Annotated in this window: 5 protein-coding genes; 4 read left to right on the forward strand and 1 reads right to left on the reverse strand. The window is 70.0% G+C overall.

Annotation, left to right across the window (positions count from 1 at the left end):
* Positions 1-382 precede the first annotated feature (382 nt).
* The 3 genes from E1166_RS28785 to E1166_RS28795 are packed head-to-tail and all read left to right on the forward strand — an operon-like array spanning position 383 to position 3,141.
* On the forward strand, positions 383-934 hold the full coding sequence (locus E1166_RS28785) for a hypothetical protein (RefSeq protein ID WP_132343011.1): 552 nt from the start codon (positions 383-385) through the stop codon (positions 932-934).
* Between the two features lie 26 nt (positions 935-960).
* Positions 961-1,938, forward strand: a complete 978-nt coding sequence (locus E1166_RS28790) for an ArsA-related P-loop ATPase (RefSeq protein WP_132343012.1) — start codon at positions 961-963, stop codon at positions 1,936-1,938.
* Positions 1,939-1,992: 54 nt separating this feature from the next.
* The gene (locus tag E1166_RS28795) at positions 1,993-3,141 is read left to right on the forward strand and encodes an ArsA-related P-loop ATPase (RefSeq protein WP_207914614.1); all 1,149 of its coding nucleotides are present in this window, start codon (positions 1,993-1,995) and stop codon (positions 3,139-3,141) included.
* A gap of 10 nt (positions 3,142-3,151) precedes the next feature.
* Here E1166_RS28795 and E1166_RS28800 read toward each other — a convergent pair whose 3' ends face one another.
* Entirely contained in the window at positions 3,152-3,472 is a 321-nt protein-coding gene (locus E1166_RS28800) for a WhiB family transcriptional regulator (RefSeq protein ID WP_132269931.1), read from the reverse strand.
* 404 nt (positions 3,473-3,876) lie between these two features.
* Here E1166_RS28800 and E1166_RS28805 point away from each other — a divergent pair.
* On the forward strand, positions 3,877-6,287 hold a 2,411-nt coding region (locus E1166_RS28805), incomplete at its 3' end, for a transglycosylase domain-containing protein (RefSeq protein ID WP_243710573.1).

Genomic DNA, 6,287 nt, shown 5'->3' on the forward strand with positions numbered 1-6,287 from the left:
CCCCGCCCGGCCCCCCGGCGGGAACTGGGCTCGAGCGATGTTGTCCGCGTCGCGCATGCACTGCCTCCGGGCTCGTACGTGATCTGATGACCATCCGGGCCGGACCCCCTGTCCGCCCCGTCCCCCGTACCGGGACGAAAGTAGGACCGCCGCCCATGCGCCACAACGGGACGCGCACGCCTGGCCACGCCAAGTCACATATGTGACACAAGGCTGGTCCGGAAGACGATCGCGCCGAATCGGCACATCGTGCGTGACACGTAACAGCCGACCCCGTCGACCGCTACCCTTCTGCCACGAACGGGCGAAGAGGGTTCGCCCGGCGTACCCGAACCCGCGTCCGCGCCCGGGGAGGCGAGGGCGCCCTTCCCCGGGGGGGCACATGAACCGACCACCGACCGGCGGTGTGACCGGACCGTTCGACTCCCCGTCCTCCGGCCCGGCCTTGCCTGGTGCGACGGCTTCCTACCCGGCCCACCGTCCGGCGGCGGGGAAACCGAGGCGGAGTCGTCTCGCCGTCTCACTCACGATCGCCGCGGCGCTCCTGCTCTGTGCCGGCGGCACGGCGGCCTACCTGACCCTGCGCGACCGCGAGGACGGTTCCGGCGCGGCGGAACCGTCGGTGGCGGTGGACAACTTCCTCAGCGCCGTCTACCAGGAACGGGACGCGCAGAAGGCGGCCGGTTTCGTCTGCGCGGCCTCGCGGGACCAGCAGAAGATCGCTGCCAAGGTCGCCGAGGTCGACAAGTACGCCGCGGGGAACCCCAACCCGCGCTTCCGGTGGGCCACCCCGCGGGTGGACAACCAGATCGGGGACCGGGCCACGGTCAGCGCGCGGGTCGTCATGACCACCGCCGACGAGAAGATCGCCGAACAGGCGCTGCGCTTCACCGTCGTACGGGAGAGGGGCTGGTGGGTCTGCGAGGTGGCCTGACGCCGCCGGGTGGATAGGCTCGACCGGTGCGAGCAGCTGAGTCCCCGGCGCAGCCGGCCGGTGCCGGATGGCCGTCGCGTCTGCACGTGGTGACCGGCAAGGGCGGCACCGGCAAGACGAGCGTGGCGGCGGCCCTGGCGCTGGCCCTGGCCGCCGACTGCCGGCGCACCCTGCTGGTCGAGGTGGAGGGGCGGCAGGGCATCGCCCAACTTTTCGGGACCGACCCCCTGCCGTACGAGGAGCGGCACCTGACCGACGCGCCCGGCGGTGGCGAGGTGCGCGCCCTGGCGGTGGACGCCGAGGAGGCGCTGCTCGAGTACCTCGACATGTTCTACCGGCTCGGGGCGGCCGGGCGGGCGCTGCGCAAGCTCGGCGCGATCGACTTCGCCACCACCATCGCCCCCGGCCTGCGGGACGTGCTGCTCACCGGCAAGGTGAAGGAGGCGACCACGCGCACCAGCGGCCAGCGCCGCACGTACGACGCGGTGGTGCTGGACGCCCCGCCCACCGGGCGGATCGGCCGCTTCCTCAACGTCACGGCGGAGACCGCCCGGCTGGCGAAGGTCGGCCCGATCAAGACCCAGAGCGAGGGGGTCGCCGCGCTGCTGCGCTCCCCGATGACCGCGGTGCACGTGGTGACGCTGCTGGAGGAGATGCCGGTCCAGGAGACCGTCGACGCGATCGGCGAGCTGACCCAGCTCGGTTTCCCGGTGGGGCGGGTGATCGTCAACAGCACCCGGCCGCCGCTGCCGGTGGGTCGGGAGGTCACCGCGGCGGAGCTGCGGCGCGGGCTGCTCGCCGCCGGGTTGCCCGTCGACCGGGCGACGGTGACCGGACTGGCCGACGAGGCGCGGGACCAGCAGGTCCGCCGCGAGCTGGAGGATTCGCTCCGGGCCGATCTGGTGGAGCTGGGGCTGCCCATGGTCGAGCTGCCGTTGCTGCCCGACGGGGTGGACCGGGCCGGGTTGGTGACGCTCGCCGAGGTGCTCGGCCGGACCGATTGACTCACACCTGCCGTCGGCTCCGGCGCACGGCCGGCAGCGGCCCGATACGCTCGATTGGTGCCTTCCGAAGACGCGGCGCCACGGCTGGACGTCGACCAGATCCTCGCCGACCCCGGTGTACGGATCGTCGTGTGCTGCGGTGCCGGTGGCGTGGGTAAGACCACGACGGCGGCGGCGCTCGCGCTGCGGGCGGCCGAACAGCACGGCCGGCGCACGGTGGTGCTCACCATCGACCCGGCACGCCGGCTGGCCCAGTCGCTCGGCCTGACCGAGCTGGACAACACCCCCCGCCAGGTCAAGGGGATCGACGTCGAGGCCAGCGGCGGCGAACTGCACGCGATGATGCTGGACATGAAGCGCACGTTCGACGACGTGGTGCTTCAGCACACCGATCCGGCGAAGGCGGCGGAGATCTTCGCCAACCCCTTCTACCAGGCGATGAGTTCCACCTTCGCCGGCACGCAGGAATACATGGCGATGGAGAAGCTGGGTCAGTTGCACGCCCGTGGCGAGTGGGACCTGATCGTGGTGGACACCCCGCCGTCCCGCTCCGCGCTGGATTTCCTGGACGCCCCGGCCCGGCTCTCCCGTTTCCTCGACGGCCGAATGCTGCGGCTGCTGCTCGCGCCGGCCCGCACCGGCGGGCGGAGCATGTTCACCTTCGTCACCGCCGGCTTCGGGATGTTCTCCAAGGTGGTGCAGAAGGTGCTCGGTGCCCAGCTGCTCACCGACCTGTCCGGCTTCGTGGCCGCGCTGGACTCGATGTTCGGCGGGTTCCGGCAGCGGGCCGAGCAGACGTACCGCATCCTGCAGGCCCGGGAGACGGCGTTCCTGCTGGTCGCGGCGCCCGAGTCGGACGCGGTCCGGGAGGCGGCCTACTTCGCGGGGCGGCTGCGTGAGGAGCGGATGCCGCTGGCCGGCCTGGTCCTCAACCGGGTGCACCGGCCGGTGGTGGAGTTGGACGCGGCGGCGAGTCTGGCGGCGGCGGAGCGGCTGGTGGAGTTGGGTGGCCACGAGGTGACCGTCGACGTGCTGCGCGCGCACGCGGCACTGGCCCGGCAGGCGGTACGCGAGCGACAGGTGGCGGCCCGGTTCACCGAGGCGTTCCCGTTGGTGCCGGCGGTGTCGGTTACCGCGCAGCCCGCCGACGTGCACGACGTCGACGGGCTACGGACGATCGGCGCGGCGATCAGCCGGCCGTGAGGCACGGCGGTCAGTTCGCGGCGGTCACCAGAATCTTGTCTTTGCCGGACTTGTCCTTGGCGTTCTTCTTCATCGCGGCCTCGAACATCTTGCGCCAGCTCGTCACCTGGGGGTGACGGCGGAGCAACGCCCGGCGTTCGCGTTCGGTCATGCCACCCCACACCCCGAACTCGATCCGGTTGTCGAGCGCGTCGGCCAGGCACTCGTACCGAACTGGGCAGCTCCGGCAGATCCTTTTCGCCACGTTCTGTTCGGCGCCCTGTACGAACAACGCGTCCGGGTCCCCGTTCTGACACGCCGCCAGTGACGGCCAGTCAGCGATCATGCCCATGTGTACACGTCCCCCCTTGCAGTACCTACCGACTCGTGCGACCAGCCGTCGTTCTCCCCCCGGTCGTCCGGCCCGTTCCTTCCCCAAGGAGGCACGGACGACGTGTGGCCAGGTCGCCGCCACCATCATGCTCTGTAGTCGCCTGATTACGCAACGTTGTCGGCAAAATCCATCATTCCGGACACTCCCGGCTTCCCGGGCCTTCGCTCGCCGCTTACCCCGCCGAAGTACGTGAAAACGCTGCGCCACTCCACCGATCGGGTGGAGACTCACGCCGGGTCACTCGCAACCACGAACCGGGGGTCGTGCGTTTAGCACAACGAGGGTCGCGCGCGCAGGAAATGGGGAAAGAACGCCCCGGCGGCCCTCGTTCCCTACTCGCGTACCCTGTCGAGGTGACCTGGATGCGGAAACGTGACCACAATGTCTTTACCAACGCCGCATCGCTACTCGTCTGTGGCCTCTTGGCCGGTGTGGTGGTCGCGGCGGCGGCCTTCCCTGCGGTGGCGATGTCCGGACTGGCCGCGAAGGCCGGCGCGGAGACCTTCGGCGCGCTGCCGAAGGAGTTCAACGCCGCCCGCCCGCCGCAGATCAGCTACCTGCTCGCCGCCGACGGCAAGACCCCGCTGGCGAGCATGTACGACGAGAACCGCCGGGAAGTCAAGTTCGAGGACATCGCCCCGGTCATGCGCCAGGCGACCATCGCCGCCGAGGACCACGACTTCTACAAGCACAACGGCGTCGACCTCACCGGCATCGCCCGCGCCTTCGTCAACAACCAGTCCGGCGCCAACTCCCAGCAGGGCGCCTCGACGCTGACCATGCAGTACGTCCGGCTGGCCATCGCGTACTCGGCGAGCCACCCGGCGGACGTGGTCGCCGCGACCGAGGACACCGGTACCCGCAAGTTGCGCGAGATGTCGCTGGCCATGCAGGTCGACAAGGAGTTCCCCAAGGACGAGATCCTGACCCGGTACCTCAACCTCGCCGCCTTCGGAAACGGCGCGTACGGCATCTTCGCCGCCAGCCAGGTCTACTTCGGCAAGCCGCCCAGCAAGCTCAAGCTGGAGGAGGCGGCGATGCTGGCCGGCATGGTCAAGGCCCCGACCCAGAACGACCCGACCACCGCCAGCGGCAAGCCGCGCGCGCTGGAACGGCGCAACTACGTCATCGACAACATGGTCAAGACCGGCGCGATCACCCAGCAGGAGGCGGACGCCGCCAAGGCGCTGCCGATGGTGGTGAAGGACAAGCGCACCCCGAACGGCTGCGTGGCCACCAACAAGAAGGGCTGGGGCTTCTTCTGTGACTACTTCTACCGCTGGTGGATGCAGCAGGAGACGTTCGGCTCGACCACGTACGACCGGGAGCGGCGGCTGAAGAGCGGCGGCTACACCATCACCACCACCCTCGACGTGCAGGCGCAGGACGGCGCCGACAAGGCCGTGCGCAACCACCTGAGTGAGAACAGCAAGGCTGCCCGCATGGTGGCCGTGGTGGAGCCGGGCACCGGCCGGGTGCGGGCGCTCGCGGTGAACCGGAACTTCAAGCTCGACGACCCGAAGAAACCGCAGAACAAGTTGTCGAGCGACCCGAAGAAGGCCAAGAAGAAGATCCGGGGCAACTACCCGAACACGGTGAACCCGCTGCTCACCGGCGGCCAGGGGATCACCGGCTACCAGGCCGGCTCGACCTTCAAGATCTTCACGGTGGTGGCGGCGCTGGAGAAGGGCGTCCCGCTCAGCTACACGATCAACTCGCCGGATACCTTCCGGTCGAAGTACATCATCGCGCCCGGCCCGGCGGCCTGCCCCGGCACCAACTTCTACTGCCCGAGCAACGCCAGCAAGAGCATGGCCGGCGTGCACAACATGTGGAGCGGCTTCGGGCAGTCGGTGAACACCTTCTTCGTCTCCCTCCAACAGCAGGTCGGCGCCGAGAACGTGGTCAAGGCCGCCAAGAAGCTCGGCATCACCTTCCGCTCCCAGGAGGACCTGACGCTGGAGCGGGGCGCCAACCAGTGGGGCGCGTTCACCCTCGGCGTGTCGCAGACCACGCCGCTGGAGTTGGCCAACGCCTACGCCACCCTCGCCGCCGACGGCAAGTACTGCGAGCCGATCCCGGTGCAGCAGATCAAGGACCCGGACGGCGAGAAGCTCGACATCGCCAACCCGAAGTGCGAGCAGCGGGTCAGCACCGAAGTGGCCCGCGCCGCGGTGGACGCCGCCCGCTGCCCGGTCGGTGACCGGTCCTCCACCTCCCGCTGCAACGGCGCCACCGCGCGTGAGGTCAAGAACGTCGTCGACGCTCCGGTCGCCGGCAAGTCCGGCACCACCGACAGCGAGAAGACCTCCTCGCTGGTCGCGATGACCAAGCAGTACGCGGTGGCCGGCATCATGGCCGACCCGGACTGGCCGCAGACCAACCAGCGGATGGGACACAAGGAGCTGACCGGCATCAACCCGGCGGTTCAGGAAACGCTACGGGACGCGATGAAGGGGAAGGAACGGATCAACTTCACCCCGCCCGGCAGCAAGATCATTAACGGTGACCAGCGGTCCATCCCCGGCGTGAAGTGCGAGTCGGTGGACACCGCACGGTCCCGGATCAGGGGCGCCGGCTTCGAGGTGGTCGTCTCCGACACCCGTGTCCCCTCGGAGTGCCCCGCCGGCCAGGTGGCCGGCACCAGCCCCAGCGGCCGCACCATCAAGGGCGGCGTGGTCACCATCGAGATCAGCAGCGGTGGTGGCGGCACGCCGGAGAGCCCTGGCACCGGCCCCGGCGGTGGGCCAGGCAACCCGCCGCCCCCCAGAGG

This window comes from Micromonospora sp. KC213 (assembly GCF_004348325.1).
In the GTDB taxonomy this organism is placed as follows: Bacteria; Actinomycetota; Actinomycetes; order Mycobacteriales; family Micromonosporaceae; genus Micromonospora.

Bases quoted from the DNA above. Each gene is read 5' to 3' on its own strand.
- E1166_RS28785 (WP_132343011.1), top strand. From the start codon at position 383: ATGAACCGACCACCGACCGGCGGTGTGACCGGACCGTTCGACTCCCCG.
- E1166_RS28800 (WP_132269931.1), bottom strand. From the start codon at position 3,472: ATGGGCATGATCGCTGACTGGCCGTCACTGGCGGCGTGTCAGAACGGG.